Here is a 22,994-nt window from a genome sequence, read left to right as displayed (position 1 = left end):
TTAATGCAGGCAATTCTGGCGCTGGAGGACGGCACGACGTTTTCCGGGCAAGGTATCGGCGCGCCGGGCGTGCGCCTCGGTGAAGTGGTGTTCAACACCGCGATGAGCGGCTATCAGGAGATTCTCACGGATCCGAGCCATGCCGGTCAGCTGATCACGCTGACGATGCCTCATGTCGGCAATACCGGAGTCAATCCGCAGGATGTCGAGTCCGACCGCATTCATGCCGCTGGCCTGATCGTTCGCCACTACCCGCGGCGCTACAGCAGCTGGCGCGCGACGCAGTCCCTGGGCGACTGGCTGGCCGAACACGGTGCCTCGGGCATTGCCGGCGTCGACACCCGCAGCCTGACCCGTCTGCTGCGTACCCGGGGCGCCCAGAACGCCTGCCTGTCGGTGGGCGAGACGGTCGACAGCGATGAAGCCATCGAGCGTGCGCGTGGGTGTTTACCGATGAGCGGTCAGGACCTGGCCAGCAAGGTCACGGTTGCCGCCAGCCGGGTCTGGAACGAGGGCAGCTGGGATCTCGAAGCCGGTGAGTTCCGTCGCGGCGAGGCGCGGCTTCACGTCGTTTGTTACGACTACGGCGTCAAACACAACATTTTGCGTATGCTGGTCGATGTCGGCTGCCGGGTCACGGTGGTGCCGGCCCGCACGCCGCTGGCCGAGGTGCTGGCCATGCAGCCCGATGGCGTGGTGCTTTCCAACGGCCCCGGCGATCCCGAGCCCTGTGACTATGCCATCGAGACCATTCGTGGCCTGCTGGAAAAGAGCGTGCCTCTGTTCGGTATCTGCATGGGTCACCAGCTGTTGGGGCTGGCCGTGGGCGCGAAAACCGTCAAGATGAAGCTTGGCCACCACGGTGCCAACCACCCGGTCAAGGATCTTGACAGCGGGCGGGTGCTGATCACCAGTCAGAACCACGGCTTTGCCGTCGATGAGGACAGCCTGCCGGCACACGCCGTCGCTACCTATCGCTCGCTGTTTGACGGCAGCCTGCAGGGCATTCGCATTACCGACAAGCCAGCCATGAGCTTTCAGGGCCACCCCGAGGGCGGCCCCGGGCCACACGACCTGCGGCCGCTGTTCAAACGCTTTGTCGACATGATCGAGGCCGCGCGCTGATGCCGCCGCGAAGATCCATGACGCTACGGATTGATATCCCGATGGGCTCGAAGAAGAGCACGAAACCCCTGAAGCATTCAGCAGCCGAGCCTGCTTCCTGCCCTTCGTGGAGTCTTCGTGCTCCCCGTGTTTCAACATCGTTTTTCCGCGCCACTGCCCAGAGAACGTTTCATGCCCAAGCGAACTGACATTCAATCCATTCTCATCATCGGCGCCGGGCCGATCGTGATCGGGCAGGCCTGCGAGTTCGACTACTCGGGCGTGCAGGCGGTCAAGGCGCTGCGCGAGCTGGGTTACCGGGTCACTCTGGTCAACTCCAACCCCGCAACCATCATGACCGACCCGGATATTGCCGACGCGGTCTATATCGAGCCGATTCGCTGGGACGTGGTGCGCGACATCATCGAAAAGGAGCGGCCGGATGCCCTGCTGCCGACGATGGGTGGTCAGACGGCGCTCAACTGCGCGCTCGATCTGGCGCGCGAAGGCGTGCTCGATGAGTTCGGTGTGGAGATGATCGGGGCGTCGAAAGAAGCGATCGACATGGCCGAAGACCGCGACGCGTTCAAGGAAGCGATGCGCTCGATTGGCCTGGGCGTACCCGAGGCCTGGGTAGCACACAGCATGGAACAGGCCGACGAAATTCAAAAGCGCATCGGTTTTCCGACCATCATCCGGCCCTCGTTCACGCTCGGCGGTTCCGGCGGCGGCATTGCCTACAACCGCGAGGAGTTCAAACGCATTGTCGAGCACGGCCTGGACCTGTCGCCGACCAACGAGGTGCTGCTGGAGGAGTCGGTGCTTGGCTGGAAGGAATTCGAGCTCGAGGTGGTGCGCGACAAGGCCGATAACTGCATCATCATCTGCTCGATCGAGAACATCGACCCGATGGGTGTGCACACCGGCGATTCCATCACCGTGGCGCCGGCGATGACGCTGACCGACAAGGAATATCAGGAGTTGCGCGACGCGGCCCTGGCCGTTTTGCGCAAGATCGGCGTCGATACCGGCGGCTCGAACGTGCAGTTTGCCGTTCATCCGGAAACCGGGCGTATCCACGTCATCGAGATGAACCCGCGCGTGTCGCGCTCATCAGCGCTGGCGTCGAAGGCTACCGGTTTTCCAATCGCCAAGGTGGCAGCCAAGCTTGCCGTGGGCCTCACGCTCGACGAGCTCGACAACGAGATCACCGGCGGCGCAACGCCGGCCGCCTTCGAGCCGAGCATCGACTACATCGTGACCAAGGTGCCGCGCTTTGCCTTCGAGAAGTTTCCGGCCGCCGATGATCGTTTGACCACGCAGATGAAATCGGTGGGCGAGGCGATGGCCATCGGGCGCACGTTTCAGGAATCACTGCAAAAGGCACTGCGCAGCCTGGAGACCGACCTGAACGGTCTCGAGCCGGTTGAATTCGATAACCGCGAAGTCGATGAGGAAACCCTGATCCGGCGCGAGCTGCGCGAGGCCGGGCCGCAGCGCCTGCTGTATGTGGCCGAAGCTTTCCGCCGTGGTTTCGATTTCGACGAGATTCATCGGCTGACCCGCATCGATCCGTGGTTTCTCGATCAGATTGGCGAGCTTGTCCAGATCGAGCAGCAGCTGCTCGACGGGGGCGTGGCCGCGCTCGATGCCGAGCGCTTGCTCGATATCAAGCGCTACGGCTTTTCCGATGCCCGCATCGCAGCGCTGACCGGCGTCAGCGAGCGCTCATTGCGCGAGCTTCGCAAGCGTCTGGACGTGATGCCGGCCTACCGTCGCGTCGATACCTGCGCGGCCGAATTTGCCACCACCACGGCCTACATGTACTCGACCTGGGGCGAGCACAACGAGGCCGAGCCGACCGGCGGTCGCAAGATCATGGTGCTCGGCGGCGGGCCCAATCGCATCGGGCAGGGCATCGAGTTCGACTACTGCTGCGTGCATGCCGCCCTGGCCATGCGCGCGATGGGTCATCAGACCATCATGGTCAACTGCAACCCGGAGACCGTCTCGACCGACTACGACACCTCCGACCGGCTTTATTTCGAGCCGCTCACGCTCGAGGACGTGCTCTCGATCGTCGACCTGGAAAAGCCCGACGGCATCATCGTCCAGTTCGGCGGCCAGACGCCGTTGAAGCTGGCGCGCGAGCTCGAGGCGGCGGGAGCGCCGATCATCGGCACCACGCCGGACTGTATCGATCTGGCCGAAGATCGCCAGCGCTTTCAGAGCCTGCTCAACCGTCTGGGGCTCAAGCAGCCGCCCAACCGCACCGCCCGCGACCCCGACGAGGCCCTGGTGCTGGCGCGCGAGGTCGGCTACCCGCTGGTGGTGCGCCCCTCCTACGTGCTCGGCGGTCGCGCCATGGACATCGTTCACGGCGAGGACGAACTCAAGCGCTACATGAACGAGGCGGTCAAGGTATCCAATGATTCGCCGGTGCTGCTCGATCACTTTCTCGACCACGCCATCGAAATCGACGTCGATGCGGTCTGTGACGGCGAAAACGTCATCATCGGCGGGGTCATGGAGCATATCGAACAGGCCGGCGTGCACTCGGGGGATTCGTCCTGCAGCCTGCCGCCGTTCTCGCTGTCGGAGGAGATGACCGAAGAGATTCGTCGCCAGACCCGACAAATGGCGCTCGGCCTGCAGGTCGTGGGGCTGATGAATGTCCAGTTCGCGGTGCGCGGCGACGAGATTTTCGTGCTCGAAGTCAATCCGCGCGCCTCGCGTACCGTGCCCTTCGTTTCCAAGGCCACGGGCGTGGCGCTGGCTCAGGTGGCTGCCCGCTGCATGGCCGGGCAAAGTCTTGCTGATCAGGGAATTACAGAAGATCTTTCAAGCCCGTTCTACTCGATCAAGGAGCCCGTGTTTCCCTTCATCAAGTTCCAGGGCGTTGATCCCATTCTCAGCCCGGAAATGCGCTCGACCGGCGAGGCGATGGGCGTGGGCCGCTCCTTTGGCTCAGCGGTGGCGCGTGCCCAGCAGGGCGTGGGAATCGACATCAAGATGAACGGGCGTGTGTTCCTGAGCGTGCGCGACGCCGACAAGGAGCGTTTGCTGCCGGTGGCCCGCGAGCTGATCGAGCGCGGCTTTTCGCTGATCGCAACCCAGGGTACATGGAAGCACCTGGTTGAAAACGGCATCGACTGTGACTATGTCAACAAGGTGATTCAGGGCCGACCGCATATCGTCGACCTGATCAAGAACGACGAAATCGACTACATCGTCAACACCACCGAAGGGCGCCAGGCCATTGCCGACTCGTTCTCGATTCGGCGCGAGGCCCTGCAGCGCAAGGTGAATTATTCGACCACCGTTGCCGGTGCCGGCGCCACGCTGCGCGCCATGGATCACTGGCACGAGCGTGGGGTGCGCAGCTTGTCCGAGCTGCATCAAACAGACTCCTGAGGAGATAACATGAGTCAGACGCCGCTGACCAAGGCAGGCGCCGAACGCCTGCGCGCCGAGCTGGATCGGCTCAAGAAAGAGGAGCGCCCGGCGGTCATCGAAGCCATTGCCGAAGCGCGGGCCCATGGCGATCTCAAGGAAAACGCGGAATACCACGCCGCGCGTGAGCATCAGGGCTTCATCGAGGCGCGTATTCGCGACCTCGAAAACGCCCTGGGCAACGCGCGCGTCATCGACGTGGCCGCGCTCAACGTCGGCGGCAAAGTGGTGTTCGGTGCCACCGTGGTGCTGGTAGAAGACCAGCCCGGCGCGGAAGAAACCACCTGGCAGATCGTCGGTGATCTCGAGGCCGACTCTCGTGCCGGTCGCCTGGCCATTTCGGCACCGCTGGCGCGGGCGCTGATCGGCCGTGAAGAAGGCGAGGTGATCGAATTCGAGGCCCCCAATGGCAAACGGACCTATGAAATTGTCGAGGTTCGCTACGCAAGCTGACCGACGCCTGATCCTGTTCGTTCCGCAGCTGGATGCCCTGCTGCGCGAGGCGGCACGAGTTCCGCCGCTGATCGATTCACTCATCAAACGAGTACCGGCGCAGGCTCTGGATCAGGAGTCTCCGCAGACCGAGCTTGCGCTTGGTCAGGCGGTGGGTGTCGCGGCGCTGACGCGTCGTCTCGATCGGCCCGGGGATGCCGGAGGCTGCTGGCTGCGGGCCGATCCCGTCGGCCTGACTCCGGACCTGGCCGCCGTCTGGCTTGACGCCGAGAGCGCTTTCGAGCCGGGTGATTGGCGCGCTGAGCTGGTCGCGCTGTTGAGACACGAGGGCCTGCCGCTGGACCTGACACCTTCGGGCCGCGGTTATCTGCGGCTCGAACAGCCCCCTGACGCTTGCTTCGTGCCGCCCTGGGCTCTGGCCGGGCTCAGCCTCGAGCGCTGCCTGCCTGCCGGCAACGACGCCCGTCGGTGGCGGCGGCTGCTCAATGAAACGCAGGTGGCCCTGCAGCAGTACCGGCAGTCGGCCGGACCGGGCGAGCGGGTGCCCGGTAGCCTGTGGTTCTGGGGTGGCGGACAGCTTCCGGATCGCGACCACGTGGCCCCGCGAATCGAGCGCATCGTCGCGCGTGACCCGGTGCTGGTGGCGCTGGCCGACTGGCTGGAGCTGCCCCACGATCTGCCCGCGGACGAATCGGCGCCTTGCGGCGGCTGCCTGCTGGAGTTCGTCGCGCGTCACGAGGAGACCGCCGACGACAACCTGGGGCGCTTGCAGCGCCTGTTGCGCCGCGCCTGGCGTCGTCTGCGGCTGGGCCGGATTGGCGCGCTCGAACTGGCCGGCATGACCAGCCGGCGCCGCTTCACGCCCGTTGACGCCTGGCGGCTGTGGCGATGATTCGCCAGGTTCAGATACGCCGGCGGGCGGGTCTGGAAACGGCCGTCGCAGGCATTCACCCGGTTGCCGGCCGGGTTCTGGCCGCCCGCGGCGCGCGTGCGCTGCCCGACTATTCGCTGGCGCAACTCCTGCCGCCCACGCTGGGCGGGCTGGATGCCGCCTGCCGCATACTGGCCGCGGCGATCGAGGCCGACCGGCGCGTGGTCGTGGTGGGTGATTTCGATGCCGACGGCGCAACCGGAACCGCGCTCGCTGTCCACGGGCTCAGGGCGCTGGGTGCGCGCGATGTGCGCTGGCGCGTGCCGGACCGTTTTCTTCACGGCTATGGTCTGGGCGTGGAGCTGGTCGGCGAGCTCGAAGCGTTGCGGCCCGATGTCCTGGTCACCGTTGATCAGGGCGTCAGTTCTCATGCCGGCATCGCGCGGGCCAGAGCGGTCGGCATGCAGGTGATCGTGACCGATCACCATCTGCCGGGCGAGTCCTTGCCCGCGGCCGATGCCATCGTCAACCCCAATCTGCCCGGCGAAACCTTCGGCTCCGGCGCGCTGGCCGGCGTCGGCGTCATGTTCTACCTGCTCATGGCCCTGCGTTCCTGGCTGCGCCAGCACGGACACTTCAAGCCCGGCCACGAACCGCGGCTGGATCGCTGGCTCGATCTGGTTGCGCTGGGCACCGTGGCGGATCTGGTGCCGCTGGATGAAAACAATCGCCGCCTGGTACAGCAGGGCCTTGTGCGCATCCGCGCCGGGCGCTGCCTGCCGGGCGTGCGCGCCTTGATGGAGGTGGCCGGCCGCAATCTGCGCCACGCCAGCGCGGCGGACTTCGGTTTTGCCGTCGGCCCGCGCCTCAACGCTGCCGGGCGACTTGAAGACATGAGCATCGGCGTGCGCTGCCTGCTGGCCGAGCATGAGTCCGAGGCGGTGGCGCTGGCCGAACAGCTCGATGCACTCAATCGTGAACGCCGCTCGCTGCAGGCCGACATGCAGGAAGCCGCTGAAGCGCAGGCACGCGAGCTGGCCGAGTCCGTGAATCGCGAGCTGCACGGCCTGTGCGTTCACGACCCCGATTGGCACCAGGGCGTGGTTGGCCTGGTGGCCGGGCGGCTGGTCGAGCGTCTGCAGCGCCCGGTGATCGCGTTTGCCCCAGCCGAGGCCGGCAGCAGCGAACTCAAGGGCTCGGGCCGCAGCCCGGCGGGCGTACACATGCGCGACTTGCTGGTGACCATTGATGCTGCCAACCCCGGTCTGATCGACCGTTTCGGTGGCCATGCCCGCGCCGCCGGCCTGTCGCTGAGCGTCGACCGTTTCGAGGCCTTCCGTGCGGCGTTCGATGAGCAGCTGGCCGACCATGAATTCGAGCCGGATGTGGTTTATACCGACGGCAGTCTGCAGGGCGATGAATTGTCTCTGGAAACGGCGACCGCGCTCGCCGATGCCGGCCCCTGGGGGCAGGCCTGGCCCGAGCCCCTGTTCGACGGGCACTTCAGGGTGCGCGAGCGGCGCGTGGTCGGCGGCAGCCACCTCAAGCTGCGGCTACAGCCTGTCGAGGGCGGGCCGGTGCTCGATGCCATTGCCTTTGGCGCCGGCAGACTCTGTCACAACGAGCTGCCGGACCCGCTGGGCGTGGTCTACAGCCTGGACATCAACCGCTGGCAGGGGCGGGTGACGCCGCAGCTGCGCGTTCGCCATCTGATCGCCTCAGGCCAGGGCTGAGTCTGCCGCCTGCGCAATCTGTTCGCTTTCGGCCTGCGTCAGATCGACCGTGTCGGTCGCGGCCACCCGGCTGGCGGTGCCGTGGTCGAGCTGCTGGCGGATCTCGCCCAGAAAGCTCGGGTCGGCCAGCACGACCAGGTGCTCGAACCGGCCTTGCTGACGCGCGTGATCGAGCCGTTGCGCCAGTTCGCGCGCAAATACCGCAGCCTCCAGGGTCTTGGGGTCGGTTCGTTCTCCCGCCGGACTTTCACCGGGAGTTTGTGATTCCTGTACCCGGCCCGGACGGTCGGCGGCAAGATCCTGCCGGCGCAGCCGCGACTCCGGATGAACCAGTGATTCGATTTCCATCGGCGGGCTGAATTTCTTCGCGCGCGAAAAGATCCGCGCCCGACCGGCGTTGGCAACCACAATCCAGTATTCGCTCATGCTCCGCTCCTCGGTTTGGAAAGCCATGCTGTTGAGTATGAACCTTGGGACGAGCCGCGCAGGAATTCAACCTGCCTGTGCGCTTGTTCGCGCCTTGAGTTCAGTTGAGCAGAGCTGGCCAGGTGCGTCAAATTCCTAAAGTTTCTCTTCAACCTGCCGCTGAATGGCACAAGGTGGTGTCGGCCGAGTGCGTCTGCCTTGACGACCAGACCTGCCGCAATCAATGGATGTTTCACAAGGTAAGGAGAAAGGGTGTGACCAGGTACGTAATAGCTGCGCTGTTCCTCGTGCTTTCAACGGCTGTATATGCCGAGTGCTCGCTGAGCGATTTCACCGTCATTGATTTCAACGTCGCGGTCAATGACTGCCGCGGCCCACGCTGCCCCAAACTGGAGCTGGCCGGCAAGCTGGTCAACAACTGCTCCCAGCCGGCGGCGGCCCAGGTTGAAATCGAGGCCCGGACCGACTACGGCAGCGTGGTCGATACCGTCGACGGCTGGCCGGCCATGACCGCCAACCTGGCGCCCGGCGAGGCCAGGCCGTTCGATTTCGGCCCGCTGATGAAGTACAACCGCAAGATGGTGGACTTCTCGGTCGCGATTACCGACGTCAAGACCTGGTAAGGCGACAACTCGCCCGGTGGTCGATCGACCACCGGGCAGTTCTGGCAGAAAGGGGGCGGCAGGCAGTCTTCGTGGCGGGTTTGCCGCCATCGCGTCGGGCTACGCGGTTGCCGAGTCGGAGCGCAGCGCCCGAAACTGGTTGTGGGCCCATTCGACCGCCGCGATATAGCCACGCGTCAGCTGTTCGTTGCTGAACAGCTCGTGGTGAATGTTCTTCCAGTCGCCGCGTTCGCAGGCAATCACCGTCGACAGCAGCCGGCCATAGGGTCCTTCGCGCTCGCTCAGGGCCAGTGAAAGGTCGTCTTCGAGCGGCAGCATGCCGATGATTTCGTCCATCGGCATGTCGAGCAGCGCATCGAGCATGGAAAACAGACCGGTGGTGAACGCTGCATCACGCGTATCCCGTGGTTTGTCCTCGGTGAGCAGCTCGCACATGCGCGCGCGAATCAGCGCCAGGCGCACCAGCTCATTGGGCTGATCCTCAAGCCCGGCGAGCAACAACAGGTTGGCCCAGTTGCGCACCGTGGGCATGCCCAGGTAGACGATGGCGTGCGCAACGGAGCGAATTCTGACGGCCAGTCCGTAGTAAGCGGAATTGACGCTTCTGAGCAGGCGATAGTTGAGGGCGACATCGTTCTTGATGATGCCCTCCACCTCGTCGGGCGTGACGTCGGGCGCCTGCAGCTTGGCAATCAGTCGCAGCGTGTTGAGCCGGTTTTCCGGCAGGCGGCGGGCCGCCACCGTTTTCGGACGACAAAGAAAGAAGCCCTGAAAGTAATCGAAGCCCAGCTGTTGACAGAACTCGTACTGTTCCCGGGTTTCGACTTTTTCGGCCAGCAGCCGCACGTTCCAGGGCCGCAGCTCGTCGACCATGTCGACAATCTCCTGCTCGCTACGGCTGAGCAGATCGATCTTGACCATGCTGGCCAAAGGCAGCAGTCGCTCGATGCCCGGGCGCCACTCGAAGTCGTCGAGTGCAATGGTGAAGCCCAGCATCGACAGCTGCTCGACCGCGTCGACGGTATCGTCGTCGATGGGAACCGATTCGAGTACTTCGATGCCGACGTTGGTGGTGCTGAAGGGCAGGTTGGCACCGGCCATCAGAAACTGGCGCGTCAGGTTGAAAAACGCCATCCGGCCGTCCACCAGGCGCTCGAGATCCAGCTCCATGATGGTGTTGAGGAGAACCTTTGAGGTCGCCTCGTCGGCGGCCTGCTCGTCGGCAGCGATGTTGGCGACATCGACCATGGCGTCGCGAAACAGCAACTCGTAGCCGTAGACGTGCAGGTTGCGGTCGAAAATCGGCTGACGGGCGACGAAGATGTCGAGTGAGGTGTTCTGTTCGCTGTCTTTTCCGGGCGTGGTCTGCGGCGTTTCCCGAGTGCTCATCTTTTCGCGAAGTCCCTTGCAGTCTGATGGTTTCTAGCGGGTCGGGTCGGAGCGGATTGCCTGGCGCTCGAGCTGGGCGACGATGCGCTCCAGGCTCCGCTTCTCGCGTCGACCCAGCCCAACGAAGTGCGCTCCGACATGGCAGTAACCACGGGCCGAGGGGGCGCTCTTGCGGCGAATGTCGGCCTCGACCGTCAAGCGCCATTCGTTGAACTCAAGCTTGCAGTCTAGCACCTCGCCTTCGCGTATGAACGCTGCGTCTTCGACCACGGCGCCGAACCCGCCCGGGGACAGATCGATCAGCTGCCCCTCGACCGAGCGTTCGGTTTCGTCGCGGAGTTCAAGCCCAGCCGACGCGCCCGAGATGCGCACGCGATAGGCGCTGCGGCGCTCAAGGTACTTGAGTTCGTCGGGCAGGCTGACCTGCAGCGCCGATTCGTCTTGATGCCTGACCCAGCCAAGGAACCGGCAGCGAAAGCGCAGATCGATGCCCTGCAGGTTGGCGGTGATACGAAGCGTGCTGTCGGATTCGAGCTCGAGCTGCTCGTGATCCACGGGCGCATCGAGAATCAGGGCCTGGGCGCTGCGGTCGATGGCCAGCAGCATCGACAGCGAGGGTGGTGCGTTTCCCGGTCGGGCATGCAGCAGGATGAGGCTGCGTTGATCACGCAGGCGCGCCAGCAGCGCGTATCGCCGCTGGCTGGAGCGGATGACGGTGTGGGCCATCCCCTGGTTACCCGATCAGCCTTCGGCCAGCAGGCGCGACTGTCCGCTTGATTCGGTTTGTCCGTCCGGGCCGTAAGTCGGCGTCTCGGTGTGCGTGCTGCGCAGGATTTCGAGCGTGCGCCGCAGATAGCCGAGCCGTTGGCGAACCATCACTCCATTGCGCTGGTTGTCGCGCTTGCACTCGATAACGCGCTGCATCGTCAGTGCGTGCAGCTGCCTGAGCCTGCCGTCGGTGTCGCACCACTCCAGCGCGCGGTCAAGCGCATCGGCCGCGTCTTCGGAGAAGGCCAGTTCGCCGAGCAGCTGACGTTGTTCGGATTCAAGGGCTTGCAGGCGCCCAATCAGATCGGACTTGTCGGCGGCGAATTGCTCGAGCGGTTCTGCATCGCCGCGGCGCAGGGACTCGCGCTCGGATTCCAGCAGCGCCAGCAGCTGCTCGGCGGCCTGACGCTGATCGTCAAAAAGCCGACTCAGTTTTTTTGCGCACTGGCCCGGTCCCATGAGCATGGAGTCAGTCCTCGAACAGGCGATTGAAGGCCAGCATCTTGCCGGCGAGCCTTTCGGCATCGACCTGATAGCTGCCGTCCTCGATTGCCTGACGTACAGCATCAACGCGGCCGGTATCGACTGCCTCGCCGGCGGCGACCTGTTCGGCCAGGCCGCTGAGTCGGCGGGCCGAATCGGTCAGCTCGACCGAATCACCCTGGCTTTGCGTCTGTCGGCTCTGCTGCGAGGCCGCACGCTGACTCTCTTCGGCTGGTTTCTGGCGCGACGGGCTCTGGGGAATGGAGCCGGTTACGCCATTGATCTTGTCAGCCATTTTTGACTCTCCTGTGACACGCTATACATTTCAGCGGCTCATTCCGGGCAAACTTTAGGGCCGGTTTCATTGCCCCAGAGCCTCGACGCGACCCCGGCTTACCACCACTGCTTCAATCACCTTTCCCGACGACAGGTTGCGCACCCGCAGCCGCTCTCCGCGGCGGCCAGCGCCCAGAGCTTCGGCCGGGGCGCTGACGGCTACCGCGCTGCTGCCCGAGGCCAGGGTAACGCGATCGCCGCGTTCGATCAGCGGCGGGCGATGCACCAGCACCGGCGTGAGCACCGTGCCGGCCGCCGCCGAGCGTTTGACCCGATGGCCGACCAGCTCTTCTGCCTGTGTAAAAAATCCGCTGCTGAGGCCCGCCACGTCACGCGTGACCATGTCCAGATGCTCCGGCGTCAGCAGGGTGTCACGCTGCACAGTTCGTGCCAGCACCACGACCCGGGCCCGGCGCGAAACCTTCACTGGCACGTAGATGGTCCAGTTTCGCGAACCTTCACAGCGAACGCCGACGCTCTGGTTGCCGCCCGCAGCTGCCGCGGTGGCGGCAAAAGTACTCAGTGGCCGGTCGCAGCTGGGCAGGCGCAGGCGTGGGTCCAGCCGACCGGCCCGGGCGGATACGTTCGCATCATCATGCGGCGCCACGACGAATGCCTCGGCGGCCGCGCGGATGCTCTCGACCGACTGAATGTCGTTATCGACCGCCGCCGTTGCTGTCGACAGCGTGATCAGCGTGATGATCATCAGGCTTGCAGGTTTCATCATGGCATCGGGCGATCGCGTTCGACATGAGTTCGCTCCATACCCGAGCAAAACGCGTGCCAGGGGCGAGGTCTTGCCGCCACCCGGCAACGCCTTGCCGCAGTAATGCCGCCTTGGCGTCTGGCGTTGACCTGTCAATCGGCCGCAAAGGCAGTGTAAGGGCGTGACCGGGCCCTGGCACGAGCTTTGCATCATCGAAGGGCAAATTAACTCGATACGAGTGTAGCGGCACATGCGATTCGATCTTGATAACTATTTTGGCGTGCACGCCCGGTCCCTGAAGATCACCGGACGGCGCACCGAAGTGCTGGCAGCCAACCTGGCCAATGCCGATACGCCGGGTTACAAGGCGCGCGATCTGGATTTTCAGTCCGCGCTCAAGCAGGCCGGTGGTGGCCGCACGCTGAAAACCACGCAGCCCGGTCATATCGGCACCGGCGGCGGCAGCACGGCGGCGGGCAACCAGCTGCTCTATCGGGTGCCGATGCAGCCCAGCCAGGACGGCAACACCGTCGACACGCAGCGCGAGCAGGCCGCGTTTTCGCAAAACGCAATTCGCTATCAGGCCAGCCTGGAGTTTCTCGGCGGCCGCATCAACTCGCTGGTCAACGCCATCAAGGGAGGTAGTGGCCGATGAATCTGTTCAAGGTTTTCGATATTGCCGGTTCCGGCATGAGCGCGCAATCGGTGCGGCTCAACACCACGGCATCCAATCTGGCCAACTCCGACACGGTGGCCGGCAGCGCGGAGCAGGCCTATCGCTCGCGCCAGCCGGTGTTCCAGACCCTGCTCGAGCAGGGCGCAACCGGCAATGCCGGCGCCAGCCAGGGCGTGCGCATTCTCGACATTGTCGAGTCCGGGCGTGCGCCTATGCCCGAATACGACCCCGGACACCCGCAGGCCAATGAACAAGGCTACATCTTCAGAAGCAACGTCAACGTGGCCGAAGAGATGACCAACATGATTTCCGCCTCGCGTTCGTTCCAGAACAACGTCGAGGTGCTCAATACATCCAAGCAGCTGCTGTTGCGCACGCTGCAGCTGGGCAAGTAAGGAGACAGCGGGCATGAGTGCAATGGACGTGATCGGCGGGCTGCAGGGGCAGGGCTCCGCGAACGCACCAGGCAAAAAGCAGATGGGCCAGGAGGATTTTCTCCGGCTGATGATTACCCAGCTGCAGAATCAGGATCCGATGAAGCCGATGGAAAACGGCGATTTTCTCGGCCAGATGGCACAGTTCTCCACCGTCAGCGGCATCGAGAATCTCAATAACACCATGTCGTCGGTCACCGGCGCGCTCTCTGCCAATCAGGCCTTGCAGGCGGCGTCGCTGGTCGAACGCTCGGCCCTGGTGGCGGCAGATTCAATCGAGGTGTCTGCTGGTGAAGGCATCTCCGGCGTGATCGAGCTTCCCGAGGATGTTGATTACGGCGTCGTGACCATTCGCGATGACGCCGGCCAGGAGGTGGCCCGCATCGCCGTGGAGAACGACGGCACCGGCCTGGCACGCTTCGAGTGGGGCCAAGCAGCGGCAGCCGACGATGAGCCCGGGCCGGCGGGGCGCTATGAGGTGTCCGCCGAATATCAGTCCGGCGGCAGCAAGGAGTCTGTCGCTACCTATCTTTGGGGCGAGATCGAGAGCGTCTCGCTGTTTGGCGGCACAGACGGCATGCGCATGACCCTCAAGGGGCTTGGCACTTTGTCGCTGGCCGATGCGCGAGAGATTTCCTGAAACACGCGAACTGCAACCTTTGCCATTACATAGTCATCCACCAAGGAGTCGAGACCATGTCATTCCAGATTTCACTGTCCGGCCTGAAAGCCGCCTCTTCCGATCTCAACGTCACCGCCAACAACGTGGCCAACGTCAATACCGCCGGCTTCAAGCGCTCGCGCGGCAACTTCATGGAGTTGTTCGCCAGCGGTTTGCAGTCGCTTTCTTCCACCGCCACCGGGCTGGGCGTGCGCATGTCCTCGGTTCAGCAGGAATTTTCCCAGGGCAATCTCAGCTTCACCGGCAACAATCTGGATATGGCCATCAGCGGCGACGGTTTTTTCACCCTCAGCAATGACGGTGCGCTGAGCTATTCCCGGGCAGGCGCATTCACGGTCGATCGCGAGGGTTTCGTGGTCAACGACTCCGGGTCGAGATTGCAGGCCTATCCGCCCCAGGCCGACGGCGGCTTCAATACCGGCCAGCTGGCTGATCTGCAGCTCAACACCACCGAAAGCGCTCCGAATGCGAGCAGCAGCGTGACCCTGGGCCTCAACCTGCCGGCCGACGCTACCCAGCCGACGGTCACGCCTTTCGATCCGGATGATCCCGACAGCTACAATCATTCGCGCTCGCTGACGGTCTACGACTCGCTCGGCACCTCGCACACCGCGAACTACTACTTTTCCAAGACCGCCAACCCCAACGAGTGGGAAGTGCATCTGGAAATCGGTGGCGTCAGCGCCGGTAGCCCCCAGACGGTGGCATTCGACTCAACGGGCACGCTGATCACCCCGGCCGGTGGCGAGCTGACCTTTCCGCCGGTCACGGTCAACCCCGACGCCGACGATATCGCACTGACCACCGATATCACCGACACCACCCAGTACGGCGAGCGCTTTGCGGTCAACAACATGTCGCAGGACGGCTATGCCAGCGGACGGTTGATGGGCATCGATGTCAGCGACGAGGGCGTGGTGCTGGCGCGCTTCACCAACGGCCAGTCCGACGCACTGGGCAAGCTGGCGCTGGCCAATTTCTCCAATCCTCACGGGCTGGAAAAGCTGGGCGATACCGCCTGGGCGGAAACCTTCAGCTCCGGTGACGCGGTTCGCGGTGAGGCCGGCACCTCATCGTTGGGCATGATCGAAGCCGGAGCGCTGGAAGATGCCAACGTGGATCTGACCGAAGAGCTGGTGAACATGATCACGGCGCAGCGAAACTTTCAGGCCAACTCGCAGATGATCTCGACCGCGGATCAGATCACCCAGACCATCATCAACATCCGCTGACCGAGCGCCAGCGGAAACTGAAAGGAGGCAGGGCATGGATCGGCTCCTGTACGTGAGCATGACCGGCACCGGCAAGGTGATGGACGCCCAGGCGGCCAACGCCAACAACATCGCCAATATCGCCACGCCTGGTTACAAGGCGATAGAACAGGCCGCGCTGAGCAGTCCGGTCGAAGGGGCGGGGCTGCCCACTCGCATCAACAGCATGGCCGGGATCGCCGGAGCGGACTTCGCTCCCGGCAACCTGATGACCACCGGCCGCGATCTGGATGTCGCCATTCAGGGCAGCGGCTGGCTGGTGGTGCAATCGCCCGACGGCGGCGATGCGCTCACCCGCCGCGGTGATCTGCAGCTTGACGCCAACGGCCTGATGACCACCGGCGATGGCCATCCGGTGATGGGTGACGGCGGCCCGATTGCGGTGCCGCCGCACGCCAAGTTGACCATCGGTGGCGACGGCACGGTCTCGGTCGTGCCGCTGGGGCAGGGGCCCGAGGTGCAGGCGGTGGTCGGTCGTATTCGCCTGGTCGACGCTGCCGATGTGGCGCTGGAGCGCGGCGAGGACGGGCTGTTTCGCAACGCCGAAGGCGGCGTGCCGCCGGACGATGCCGGTGTGCGCCTGACCACCGGCCACCTGGAAGGCAGCAACGTCAACATGGCCGAGTCCATGGTCGACATGATCGAGCTCTCGCGCCAGTTCGAAATGCAGATCCGCATGATGCGAACCGCCGAGGAAAACGACGGCAAGGCGGCCGAGCTGCTGCGCATGAGCTGATTGCGGGACTCGGCGCGGCGACCATGGTCGCCGCCTTTCATTTCAGTCTCCTGGCATCGCTTTTGCACGGAACTGGGTCAGGCAATGACGGCGCTGACGCCGAACAGACAATTCTTGAGGTAGCACCATGAAGGCACTATGGATCTCGAAGACCGGCCTGGATGCGCAGCAGACGCGCATGTCGGTCGTGTCCAACAATCTGGCCAACGTCAATACCAGCGGGTTCAAGCGCGGACGCGCAGTGTTCGAAGACCTCGTCTATCAGAACGTCCGCCAGGCGGGCGGACAGCAGTCGCAGGATACTGAAATGCCCTCGGGCCTGTACCTGGGCACCGGTTCGCGCGTGGTGGCCACCGAAAAGATGTTTACCCAGGGCAACCTGCAGCAAACGGGCAATGCTTTCGACCTGGCCATCAAGGGTCGCGGCTTTTTCCAGGTCCAGATGCCCGACGGCAACCTGGCCTATACCCGCGACGGTTCCTTTCAGGTCAACTCCGAGGGCCAGCTGGTGACCGCCAGCGGCTATCAGGTGCAGCCCGGCATCAATGTGCCCGCCGACGCCCAGAGCGTGACCATCGGCGGTGACGGCACCATCAGCGTCAAGCTGCCCGGGCAGGCCGCCCCGGTGCAGATCGGGCTGCTGCAGACGGCCGACTTCATCAACCCCTCCGGCCTCGAGCCGCGCGGCGAAAACCTGTTTGTCGAAACCGGTGCCAGCGGGCCGGCACTGCCCGGCAATCCCGGCCTCAATGGGCTCGGTCAGCTGGCCCAGGGCATGCTCGAGGGCTCCAACGTCAACGTGGTCGAAGAGCTGGTCAACATGATCGAGACCCAGCGTGCCTACGAGATGAATTCCAAGGCGATTTCGACCTCTGACGAGATGCTGCGCTATGTCAACAACAACCTGTAGTCGCCGGGGCCGCGGCTTGGTCATGCTGGCGGGTCTTGGCCTGCTGGCCGCCTGCGCCAGCCCCGAACCCATTGACGACTGGTCGGCGACGTTGCCGCCCGCATCGCCCGCGCCCGATCCGGTGCAGGCCAACGGCGCCATCTATCAGACCGGCAACAACATTGCCCTGTTCGAGGACGTCAAGGCGCGCCGGGTGGGTGACACCATTACCGTGCAGCTGGTCGAGCGCACCAACGCCACCACCAGCTCCAGCACCAGCACACAGAAAGACACCACCGCCGACATCAGCAACCCCACGGTCTTCGGCAAGGAGATCACCAACGATGGTGTGCCGCTGTTCCAGGGCCAGATCGGCTCGACGCAGGAGTTCGAAGGCGCGGGCAGCAGCAACCAGAGCAATCGCCTTGACGGCAACATCACCGTGACCGTGCATCAGCGCCTGCCCAACGGCAATCTGTACGTACGCGGCCAGAAGTGGGTGACCATCAACCAGGGGCGTGAATACATTCGTGTGGCCGGCGTGGTGCGCCCGGCCGATATCGCCCCCGACAACAGCGTGCCGTCGTGGAAGCTGGCCGACGCCCAGATCGAGTACTCGGGCACCGGCGCTCTGGCCGATGCCAACCGGCCGGGCATCCTGGCGCGGTTCTTCATGCTGCCCTTCACCCTGTTCTGATCGGGAGAATTTCATGAAACGCTCTGCTCGACTCGTTTTTCTGTTCATCCTGGCGCTTCTGATCTGCCCGGCGGCAAGTGCCGAGCGCCTCAAGGATCTGGCTTCGGTGGCCGGCGTGCGCTCCAACCAGCTGGTCGGCTACGGCCTGGTGGTCGGCCTGGACGGCACCGGGGATCAGACCAGTCAGGCGCCTTATGCGGTGCAGTCGATCAGCAACATGCTGCAGGAATTCGGCGTGACCGTGCCCGGCAACATCAACCCGCAACTCAAGAATGTGGCTGCGGTCACCATCCATGCCCAGCTGCCGCCCTTTGCCAAGCCCGGCAGTGAAATCGACGTGACCGTCAACTCGATGGGCAACGCCGAAAGCCTGCGCGGCGGCAGCCTGCTGATGTCACCGCTGCGCGGTGCCGACGGCGAGGTCTACGCCATTGCCCAGGGCAATCTCGTGGTCAGCGGTTTTGGCGTGTCCGGGCAGGACGGCTCCAGCATCACCGTCAACGTGCCTTCGAGCGGGCGCATTCCCGGCGGTGCCACCGTGGAGCGCACCGTGGCCAGCGGCTTCGGCCGCGCCGAGCACGTCATGCTCAACCTGCACACGCCCGATTTCACCACCGCCCACCGCGTCGTCGAGACCATCAACGACAAGCTCGGTGAGGACACGGCGCGTGCGCTCGATGCGGTCACGGTTCAGGTGCGCGCCCCGCGCGACTCTTCGCAGCGCATCAGCTACGTGTCTGTACTCGAAAACATGGAAGTCGAGCCCGGCGACGCGCCGGCGCGGGTAATTGTCAATTCGCGCACCGGCACGGTGGTGATCGGCAATCACGTGCGGGTACTGCCCGCGGCGGTGGCCCACGGCTCGCTGTCGGTGACCATCTCCGAGCGCGCGGAAGTCAGTCAGCCCGAGGGTTTCTCGCGCGGGCAGACCGCCGTGGTACCGCAGAGTGATATCGAGGTGGAGCAGGAAGGCGGGCGCATGTTCCTGTTCGAGTCGGGAGTCACGCTCAACGAGATTGTGCAGGCGGTCAATCAGGTCGGTGCCGCCCCGGGTGATCTGGTCGCCATCATGGAAGCGCTCAAGCAGGCCGGCTCGCTGCGCGCCGAGCTGGTGGTGATCTGAGCCATGAGCGCCCCGGCGGCAAGCAGCGGGTTCTACGGCGATATCCAGTCGCTGACCCAGCTGCGTCATGACGCAGCCGGCGGTCGGGAGGGTTCGCTGCGGGCCGCCGCGGAGCAGTTCGAGGCCCTGTTCATCCAGATGATGTTCAAGAGCATGCGCGAGTCCGGTATCGAGGGCGGGCTGTTCGACAGCAGCCAGATGCAGACCTATTACCAGATGTTCGACAAGCAGGTGGCGCTTGATATTGCCCGCGGCGACGGTCTCGGGCTGTCGGACATGCTGATGCGCCAGCTTGGTGGTCAAGAGGGTGCCGCAGCAACGCGCCCGGATAGCGAACCGGCGGCGCTGAATCTGCCGCCGCGCAGCGTCGTGCTGCCGCCAGCGCTGGTTGCCGACAATCGTGCTGACAATCGGCAGGCGCCGGCGCAAATGGAAGCCGCCAGCGAGCCGGCTGCGGTGACGCGCGCACCGGCCTTTGCCGGGCGCGAGGATTTCATCGCCACGCTCGAACCCCTGGCCGAGCAGGTGGCCCGGCGGCTCGATGTGCCGGCGCGCGCCATTGTCGCCCAGTCGGCGCTGGAAACCGGCTGGGGCCAGCATGTGATGCACGACGGGCAGGGCCGGCCGGCGTGGAATCTGTTCGGCATCAAGGCCGGGGACGACTGGCAGGGGCGCAGCGTGACCGTGCCCACCATGGAAGTGCGCGATGGCGTGGCCGTGCGCGAGGTGGCGCGATTCCGGGCCTACGATTCGCCGGCTGAAGCGATGGCTGATTACGAGCGCTTTCTGAGTCAGCGGGAACGCTATGCCGGGGCGCTCGGTTCGGGGCAGGACGTTCGCGCCTTTGCCGGCGCGCTCAAGCAGGCCGGCTACGCCACCGACCCGGATTACGCCGGCAAGATCGAGCGTATCGCCGGGCGGCTGGAGCCGGCCACGCCCATTCAAGCTTCTGCAACTGTTGCCGCTGAAGACGGTCAGGCCGGCATGAATCCGGTGAAGGGTTAGCAATCATGGTCAATGCATTCAATACCTCGTTGTCGGGCCTGCTGGCGTTCCAGCGGGCGCTGTCGACCACCTCGCACAACATCGCCAACGCCGCCACCGACGGCTACAGCCGCCAGCGGGTAAACCTGGGCACCATGCCGCCGCAGTTCTGGGGCGGCAACCATCTGGGTGCAGGCGTGCGCGTCAACAGCATCGAGCGCGTCTACGATCAGTTTCTGGGCAACGAGGTGCGCAGCGGGCTGGCCGGCAAGGCGCGGCTGGAGACCTTTCACGGTCTGGCCGCGCGTACCGGCGACCTGCTCGGCAGCGATACCCGCGGACTCTCGGCCGGCATGCAGGAATTCTTTTCATCGGTCCAGGCCCTGGCCAATGATCCGTCCTCGATTCCGGTTCGTCAGGCCATGCTCGGCGAGGCCGGCGCGCTGACCCAGCGCATCACCAGCATGGACGGTCGCCTGGCCGAGATGGGCCGCGAGGTCAGCCAGCGCGTCGAGGCCTCGGTGGACCGCATCAACTCGCTGGGGCAGGGCATTGCCGATCTCAACCAGCGCATCACCTCGGCGCCCGGTGCCGCCAGCGGCAGCCTGCCGGCGGATCTGCTCGACCAGCGCGACCGGCTGCTCGCGCAGCTGTCGGAGCAGATCGATGTCAGCGTCGATCAGCTCGACAGCGGCGCGGTCAACGTCTACATCGGCACCGGGCAGTCGCTGGTGCTAAACATCGACGTCAACGAGCTCGACGTGGGCAACGGCGCCTTCGGCCCGACCGATCAGACCGTGATGCAGGGCGGTGCCGATATCGGCCGGCAGCTCTCCGGCGGCACCCTGGGCGGACTGCTGGATTTTCGCAGCCAGACGCTCGAGCCGATACGCAACGACCTCGGGCGCGCGGCGGTGGCCCTGGCTGAATCGTTCAACAGTGTTCACCAGCAGGGCATGGATCTCAACGGCCAGCTGGGCGGGCGCTTCTTTGATGTCGGCGGTCCCAACGTGCTTCCGGCCAGCAATAACGCTGGAGCGGCAACAGTCGATGTGCGCATCGACGACGCCGCGGGCCTGAGCGGCGACGATTATCTGATGGAGTACGACGGCAGCAGCTGGTCGCTGCGCAACACCGCCACCGGCCAGGATGTGGCGCTGAGCGGCTCGGGCACCGCGGCCGATCCCTTCGTTGCCGACGGGCTGTCGATCGAGGTCAGCGGTGCGACCGCGGCCGGAGATCGGTTTGCCATTCAGCCCACGCGCAACGCCGCGGCCGGCTTCGAGCGCCTGATCAATGACCCGGAAGCCATCGCCGCGGCCGCACCGATCACCACCGGCAGTGGCATCGACAACGTCGGCAGTGGCGAAATCTCTGGCGGAGAAGTGCTCGATATCAATGATCCCAACCTGCTCGATGACGTCACCATCACTTTCATCGACGCGAATACCTATCAGATCAACGGCAGCGGCAGCTTTGCCTACAGCGACGGCGATGACATCGACGTCAACGGCTGGCGGGTGCAGATCAGCGGCAGCCCGGCTGCCGGAGACGAATTCACCGTCGCGGCCAACAGCGGCGGCGAGGGCGACAATCGCAACGCGCTGGCCCTGGGCGATCTGCGCCAGGCCGGCGTGCTTGCCGGCGGTGCGCGCAGCATTCTCGAGCACACCGACAGCATGATCACCGAAGTCGGCGCGGCCACGGCCGCGGCCCAGGCGTCTCTTGATTCACAGGACTCGCTGCTGACCAGCTCGCAGCAGGCGCTGGAGTCGGTGCGCGGCGTCAATCTGGAAGAGGAAGCCGCCAACATGCTCAGGTATCGCCAGGCCTACGAGGCCTCGGCGCGCGTCATACAAACGGCCGACAGCATGTTCCAGTCACTGCTGGGTGCCCTGAGGTAGCTCGATATGCGAATTTCCACATCGTGGCTTTATCAGTCCGGGCTCAACGGCATGCTGGGCCAGCAATCGAAGCTGTCGCAGGTGCAGTACCAGCTGGCCACCGGAAAGCGCATCAACAACCCGTCCGACGATCCGGTGGGTGCCGCACGCCTGCAGGAAGTGCAGCGGGCGATCGATCAGCAGACGGTCTTCGTCGACAACATCGGCCGCGCCCGGCAGCGCCTGTCGGTCGAGGAAAATACGCTCTCGGCGGTTGGCAACGCGCTCCAGCGCGTGCGCGAGCTGGCCGTGAAGGCCGGCTCCGACAGCGTCGATGACAGCTCGCGCGGGATGATCGCCACCGAGTTGCGCCAGCGCATCGACGAGCTGCTGGCGCTGGCCAACAGCCAGGACGGTGACGGGCAGTACATTTTTGCCGGCGCTCGCAGCGGCGGCAAGCCGTTCGCGTTGTCCGGCGGCAGTGTTGCCTATTTCGGCGACCATACCCGCCGTGAATTGACCATCGGCCCGGGCACCACCGTAGCCGACGGTGACACCGGTGATGCCGTGTTCATGCGCATTCGCGACGGCAACGGCCGGGTGCAGGCCCGCCCCGACGGCGGCAATGCCGGCACCGGCATCATCGAGCTCGATGGGCGCATGGATCCGGGCGCCTGGACCGGCGATGACTACACCCTGACCTTCACCGCCGCCAACGCCTGGGAAGTGACCGACTCGGGAGGCGCCACCGTGACCACCGGCAGCTACGAGCCGGGTGAGGCAATCGGGTTTGCCGGCGTGGCGGTCAGCATTACCGGCGAACCCGCAGCGGGTGATCAGTTCAGGATCGAGCCGGCGCGCAACATCAGCATGTTCGAAACCGTCGATCGCCTGGCCAGCACGCTCGAGCAGCCGGCCGTCGGCCAGGCCGGCCGGGCAGATCGCCGCCAGGTGCTCGAAGACACCCTGGTGCGGCTGGACAAGGCCGAAGAGCATCTGCTGACCGTGCGCGCCGACCTTGGTGGCCGCCTCAAGACCCTCGATCACGTCGAAGAAAACCACGAGGACATGAAGCTCACGCTCCAGGAGCTGGGCTCCGACATTCGCGATCTGGACTACGCCGAAGCGATCTCGAAGATGCAGCAGACCCTGGTGGCCCTGCAGGCCGCGCAGCAAAGCTATGTTCAGATCCAGGGGCTGTCGCTGTTCAACTATATTCGCTGATCGGCAGCAGCCGCGCCTGCCGGCGCGGTGGTTTCCGGTCGGGGCGGCCT

The 22,994-nt window shown here is 64.8% G+C and carries 23 protein-coding genes; 17 read left to right on the top strand and 6 right to left on the bottom strand.

Annotated elements, in window-relative coordinates:
* Nucleotides 1-3: 3 nt before the first annotated feature.
* From carA to recJ, 5 genes are all read left to right on the top strand, one after another.
* Nucleotides 4-1,125, top strand: coding sequence for a glutamine-hydrolyzing carbamoyl-phosphate synthase small subunit (gene carA / locus ACEWQZ_RS12260; RefSeq protein WP_476483382.1), 1,122 nt, complete (start codon nucleotides 4-6; stop codon nucleotides 1,123-1,125).
* A 171-nt stretch (nucleotides 1,126-1,296) separates the two neighbouring features.
* Nucleotides 1,297-4,518 (top strand): carbamoyl-phosphate synthase large subunit, encoded by a 3,222-nt coding sequence (carB, locus tag ACEWQZ_RS12255; protein ID WP_476483381.1) that lies wholly within the window; start codon nucleotides 1,297-1,299, stop codon nucleotides 4,516-4,518.
* A 9-nt stretch (nucleotides 4,519-4,527) separates the two neighbouring features.
* Entirely contained in the window at nucleotides 4,528-5,010 is a 483-nt protein-coding gene (greA, locus tag ACEWQZ_RS12250; protein ID WP_476483380.1) for a transcription elongation factor GreA, read from the top strand.
* Entirely contained in the window at nucleotides 4,979-5,902 is a 924-nt protein-coding gene (locus ACEWQZ_RS12245) for a hypothetical protein (protein ID WP_476483379.1), read from the top strand. Before greA ends, ACEWQZ_RS12245 begins: the two co-directional genes overlap by 32 nt.
* Nucleotides 5,899-7,614, top strand: a complete 1,716-nt coding sequence (gene recJ, locus ACEWQZ_RS12240) for a single-stranded-DNA-specific exonuclease RecJ (RefSeq protein WP_476483378.1) — start codon at nucleotides 5,899-5,901, stop codon at nucleotides 7,612-7,614. Before ACEWQZ_RS12245 ends, recJ begins: the two co-directional genes overlap by 4 nt.
* On the opposite strand, the gene ACEWQZ_RS12235 is transcribed toward recJ, so the two are convergent.
* A complete protein-coding gene (locus tag ACEWQZ_RS12235) occupies nucleotides 7,600-8,040 on the bottom strand; it encodes a host attachment protein (protein ID WP_476483377.1) in 441 nt (146 codons plus the stop codon). The genes recJ and ACEWQZ_RS12235 overlap by 15 nt on opposite strands.
* Nucleotides 8,041-8,294: 254 nt before the next feature.
* Between ACEWQZ_RS12235 and ACEWQZ_RS12230 the strand changes: the two genes are divergently transcribed.
* Nucleotides 8,295-8,663 carry a hypothetical protein gene (locus ACEWQZ_RS12230; RefSeq protein ID WP_476483376.1) on the top strand — a complete coding sequence of 123 codons (369 nt, stop codon included), beginning with the start codon at nucleotides 8,295-8,297 and terminating at the stop codon, nucleotides 8,661-8,663.
* Nucleotides 8,664-8,762: 99 nt separating this feature from the next.
* On the opposite strand, the gene ACEWQZ_RS12225 is transcribed toward ACEWQZ_RS12230, so the two are convergent.
* From ACEWQZ_RS12225 to flgA, 5 genes are all read right to left on the bottom strand, one after another.
* Nucleotides 8,763-10,052, bottom strand: a complete 1,290-nt coding sequence (locus ACEWQZ_RS12225) for an EAL and HDOD domain-containing protein (protein WP_476483375.1) — start codon at nucleotides 10,050-10,052, stop codon at nucleotides 8,763-8,765.
* Nucleotides 10,053-10,085: 33 nt separating this feature from the next.
* Complete coding sequence (locus tag ACEWQZ_RS12220; RefSeq protein WP_476483374.1) at nucleotides 10,086-10,778, bottom strand: flagellar brake protein; 693 nt, start codon at nucleotides 10,776-10,778, stop codon at nucleotides 10,086-10,088.
* 15 nt (nucleotides 10,779-10,793) lie between these two features.
* A complete protein-coding gene (locus ACEWQZ_RS12215) occupies nucleotides 10,794-11,285 on the bottom strand; it encodes a flagella synthesis protein FlgN (RefSeq protein ID WP_476483373.1) in 492 nt (163 codons plus the stop codon).
* Nucleotides 11,286-11,289: 4 nt separating this feature from the next.
* The gene (flgM, locus tag ACEWQZ_RS12210) at nucleotides 11,290-11,598 is read right to left on the bottom strand and encodes a flagellar biosynthesis anti-sigma factor FlgM (RefSeq protein WP_476483372.1); all 309 of its coding nucleotides are present in this window, start codon (nucleotides 11,596-11,598) and stop codon (nucleotides 11,290-11,292) included.
* Between the two features lie 66 nt (nucleotides 11,599-11,664).
* On the bottom strand, nucleotides 11,665-12,366 hold the full coding sequence (flgA, locus tag ACEWQZ_RS12205) for a flagellar basal body P-ring formation chaperone FlgA (protein WP_476483371.1): 702 nt from the start codon (nucleotides 12,364-12,366) through the stop codon (nucleotides 11,665-11,667).
* A 229-nt stretch (nucleotides 12,367-12,595) separates the two neighbouring features.
* On the opposite strand from flgA, the gene flgB reads away from it, so the two are divergent.
* The 11 genes from flgB (at nucleotide 12,596) to flgL (ending at nucleotide 22,944) form a co-directional block, all read left to right on the top strand.
* Complete coding sequence (gene flgB / locus ACEWQZ_RS12200; protein WP_476483370.1) at nucleotides 12,596-13,000, top strand: flagellar basal body rod protein FlgB; 405 nt, start codon at nucleotides 12,596-12,598, stop codon at nucleotides 12,998-13,000.
* The gene (gene flgC / locus ACEWQZ_RS12195; RefSeq protein ID WP_476483369.1) at nucleotides 12,997-13,416 is read left to right on the top strand and encodes a flagellar basal body rod protein FlgC; all 420 of its coding nucleotides are present in this window, start codon (nucleotides 12,997-12,999) and stop codon (nucleotides 13,414-13,416) included. The genes flgB and flgC overlap by 4 nt, the downstream gene beginning before the upstream one ends.
* Before the next feature lie 13 nt (nucleotides 13,417-13,429).
* On the top strand, nucleotides 13,430-14,095 hold the full coding sequence (locus tag ACEWQZ_RS12190) for a flagellar hook assembly protein FlgD (protein ID WP_476483368.1): 666 nt from the start codon (nucleotides 13,430-13,432) through the stop codon (nucleotides 14,093-14,095).
* Nucleotides 14,096-14,151: 56 nt separating this feature from the next.
* Nucleotides 14,152-15,369, top strand: coding sequence for a flagellar hook protein FlgE (flgE, locus tag ACEWQZ_RS12185; protein WP_476483367.1), 1,218 nt, complete (start codon nucleotides 14,152-14,154; stop codon nucleotides 15,367-15,369).
* Between the two features lie 34 nt (nucleotides 15,370-15,403).
* Nucleotides 15,404-16,144 carry a flagellar basal body rod protein FlgF gene (locus tag ACEWQZ_RS12180; RefSeq protein ID WP_476483366.1) on the top strand — a complete coding sequence of 247 codons (741 nt, stop codon included), beginning with the start codon at nucleotides 15,404-15,406 and terminating at the stop codon, nucleotides 16,142-16,144.
* Nucleotides 16,145-16,271: 127 nt separating this feature from the next.
* On the top strand, nucleotides 16,272-17,054 hold the full coding sequence (gene flgG / locus ACEWQZ_RS12175; RefSeq protein WP_476483365.1) for a flagellar basal-body rod protein FlgG: 783 nt from the start codon (nucleotides 16,272-16,274) through the stop codon (nucleotides 17,052-17,054).
* A 22-nt stretch (nucleotides 17,055-17,076) separates the two neighbouring features.
* The gene (flgH, locus tag ACEWQZ_RS12170; RefSeq protein WP_476483364.1) at nucleotides 17,077-17,730 is read left to right on the top strand and encodes a flagellar basal body L-ring protein FlgH; all 654 of its coding nucleotides are present in this window, start codon (nucleotides 17,077-17,079) and stop codon (nucleotides 17,728-17,730) included.
* Nucleotides 17,672-18,853: a flagellar basal body P-ring protein FlgI gene (locus ACEWQZ_RS12165; protein ID WP_476483363.1), complete on the top strand. Its 1,182-nt coding sequence runs from the start codon at nucleotides 17,672-17,674 to the stop codon at nucleotides 18,851-18,853. The genes flgH and ACEWQZ_RS12165 overlap by 59 nt, the downstream gene beginning before the upstream one ends.
* A 3-nt stretch (nucleotides 18,854-18,856) precedes the next feature.
* Nucleotides 18,857-19,858 (top strand): flagellar assembly peptidoglycan hydrolase FlgJ, encoded by a 1,002-nt coding sequence (gene flgJ / locus ACEWQZ_RS12160; RefSeq protein WP_476483362.1) that lies wholly within the window; start codon nucleotides 18,857-18,859, stop codon nucleotides 19,856-19,858.
* A 5-nt stretch (nucleotides 19,859-19,863) separates the two neighbouring features.
* Complete coding sequence (flgK, locus tag ACEWQZ_RS12155) at nucleotides 19,864-21,741, top strand: flagellar hook-associated protein FlgK (protein WP_476483361.1); 1,878 nt, start codon at nucleotides 19,864-19,866, stop codon at nucleotides 21,739-21,741.
* A 6-nt stretch (nucleotides 21,742-21,747) separates the two neighbouring features.
* Nucleotides 21,748-22,944, top strand: coding sequence for a flagellar hook-associated protein FlgL (gene flgL, locus ACEWQZ_RS12150; RefSeq protein WP_476483360.1), 1,197 nt, complete (start codon nucleotides 21,748-21,750; stop codon nucleotides 22,942-22,944).
* The last annotated feature ends 50 nt before the right edge of the window (nucleotides 22,945-22,994 follow it).

The organism is Wenzhouxiangella sp. YN1, from assembly GCF_056324145.1.
The sequence above is the reverse complement of the archived record's forward strand: the minus strand, read 5'-3'. Positions and strand labels throughout refer to the sequence as shown.

Coding starts and splice junctions, on each gene's coding strand:
- ACEWQZ_RS12245 (WP_476483379.1), top strand. CDS start 4,979: ATGAAATTGTCGAGGTTCGCTACGCAAGCTGACCGACGCCTGATCCTG.
- ACEWQZ_RS12180 (WP_476483366.1), top strand. CDS start 15,404: ATGGATCGGCTCCTGTACGTGAGCATGACCGGCACCGGCAAGGTGATG.
- ACEWQZ_RS12215 (WP_476483373.1), bottom strand. CDS start 11,285: ATGCTCATGGGACCGGGCCAGTGCGCAAAAAAACTGAGTCGGCTTTTT.
- ACEWQZ_RS12190 (WP_476483368.1), top strand. CDS start 13,430: ATGAGTGCAATGGACGTGATCGGCGGGCTGCAGGGGCAGGGCTCCGCG.
- recJ (WP_476483378.1), top strand. CDS start 5,899: ATGATTCGCCAGGTTCAGATACGCCGGCGGGCGGGTCTGGAAACGGCC.
- flgE (WP_476483367.1), top strand. CDS start 14,152: ATGTCATTCCAGATTTCACTGTCCGGCCTGAAAGCCGCCTCTTCCGAT.
- ACEWQZ_RS12225 (WP_476483375.1), bottom strand. CDS start 10,052: ATGAGCACTCGGGAAACGCCGCAGACCACGCCCGGAAAAGACAGCGAA.
- flgJ (WP_476483362.1), top strand. CDS start 18,857: ATGAGCGCCCCGGCGGCAAGCAGCGGGTTCTACGGCGATATCCAGTCG.
- ACEWQZ_RS12220 (WP_476483374.1), bottom strand. CDS start 10,778: ATGGCCCACACCGTCATCCGCTCCAGCCAGCGGCGATACGCGCTGCTG.
- flgB (WP_476483370.1), top strand. CDS start 12,596: ATGCGATTCGATCTTGATAACTATTTTGGCGTGCACGCCCGGTCCCTG.
- flgK (WP_476483361.1), top strand. CDS start 19,864: ATGGTCAATGCATTCAATACCTCGTTGTCGGGCCTGCTGGCGTTCCAG.
- flgL (WP_476483360.1), top strand. CDS start 21,748: ATGCGAATTTCCACATCGTGGCTTTATCAGTCCGGGCTCAACGGCATG.
- ACEWQZ_RS12235 (WP_476483377.1), bottom strand. CDS start 8,040: ATGAGCGAATACTGGATTGTGGTTGCCAACGCCGGTCGGGCGCGGATC.
- flgG (WP_476483365.1), top strand. CDS start 16,272: ATGAAGGCACTATGGATCTCGAAGACCGGCCTGGATGCGCAGCAGACG.
- flgA (WP_476483371.1), bottom strand. CDS start 12,366: ATGATGAAACCTGCAAGCCTGATGATCATCACGCTGATCACGCTGTCG.
- greA (WP_476483380.1), top strand. CDS start 4,528: ATGAGTCAGACGCCGCTGACCAAGGCAGGCGCCGAACGCCTGCGCGCC.
- ACEWQZ_RS12165 (WP_476483363.1), top strand. CDS start 17,672: ATGCCAACCGGCCGGGCATCCTGGCGCGGTTCTTCATGCTGCCCTTCA.
- carB (WP_476483381.1), top strand. CDS start 1,297: ATGCCCAAGCGAACTGACATTCAATCCATTCTCATCATCGGCGCCGGG.
- flgH (WP_476483364.1), top strand. CDS start 17,077: ATGCTGGCGGGTCTTGGCCTGCTGGCCGCCTGCGCCAGCCCCGAACCC.
- flgC (WP_476483369.1), top strand. CDS start 12,997: ATGAATCTGTTCAAGGTTTTCGATATTGCCGGTTCCGGCATGAGCGCG.
- flgM (WP_476483372.1), bottom strand. CDS start 11,598: ATGGCTGACAAGATCAATGGCGTAACCGGCTCCATTCCCCAGAGCCCG.
- carA (WP_476483382.1), top strand. CDS start 4: ATGCAGGCAATTCTGGCGCTGGAGGACGGCACGACGTTTTCCGGGCAA.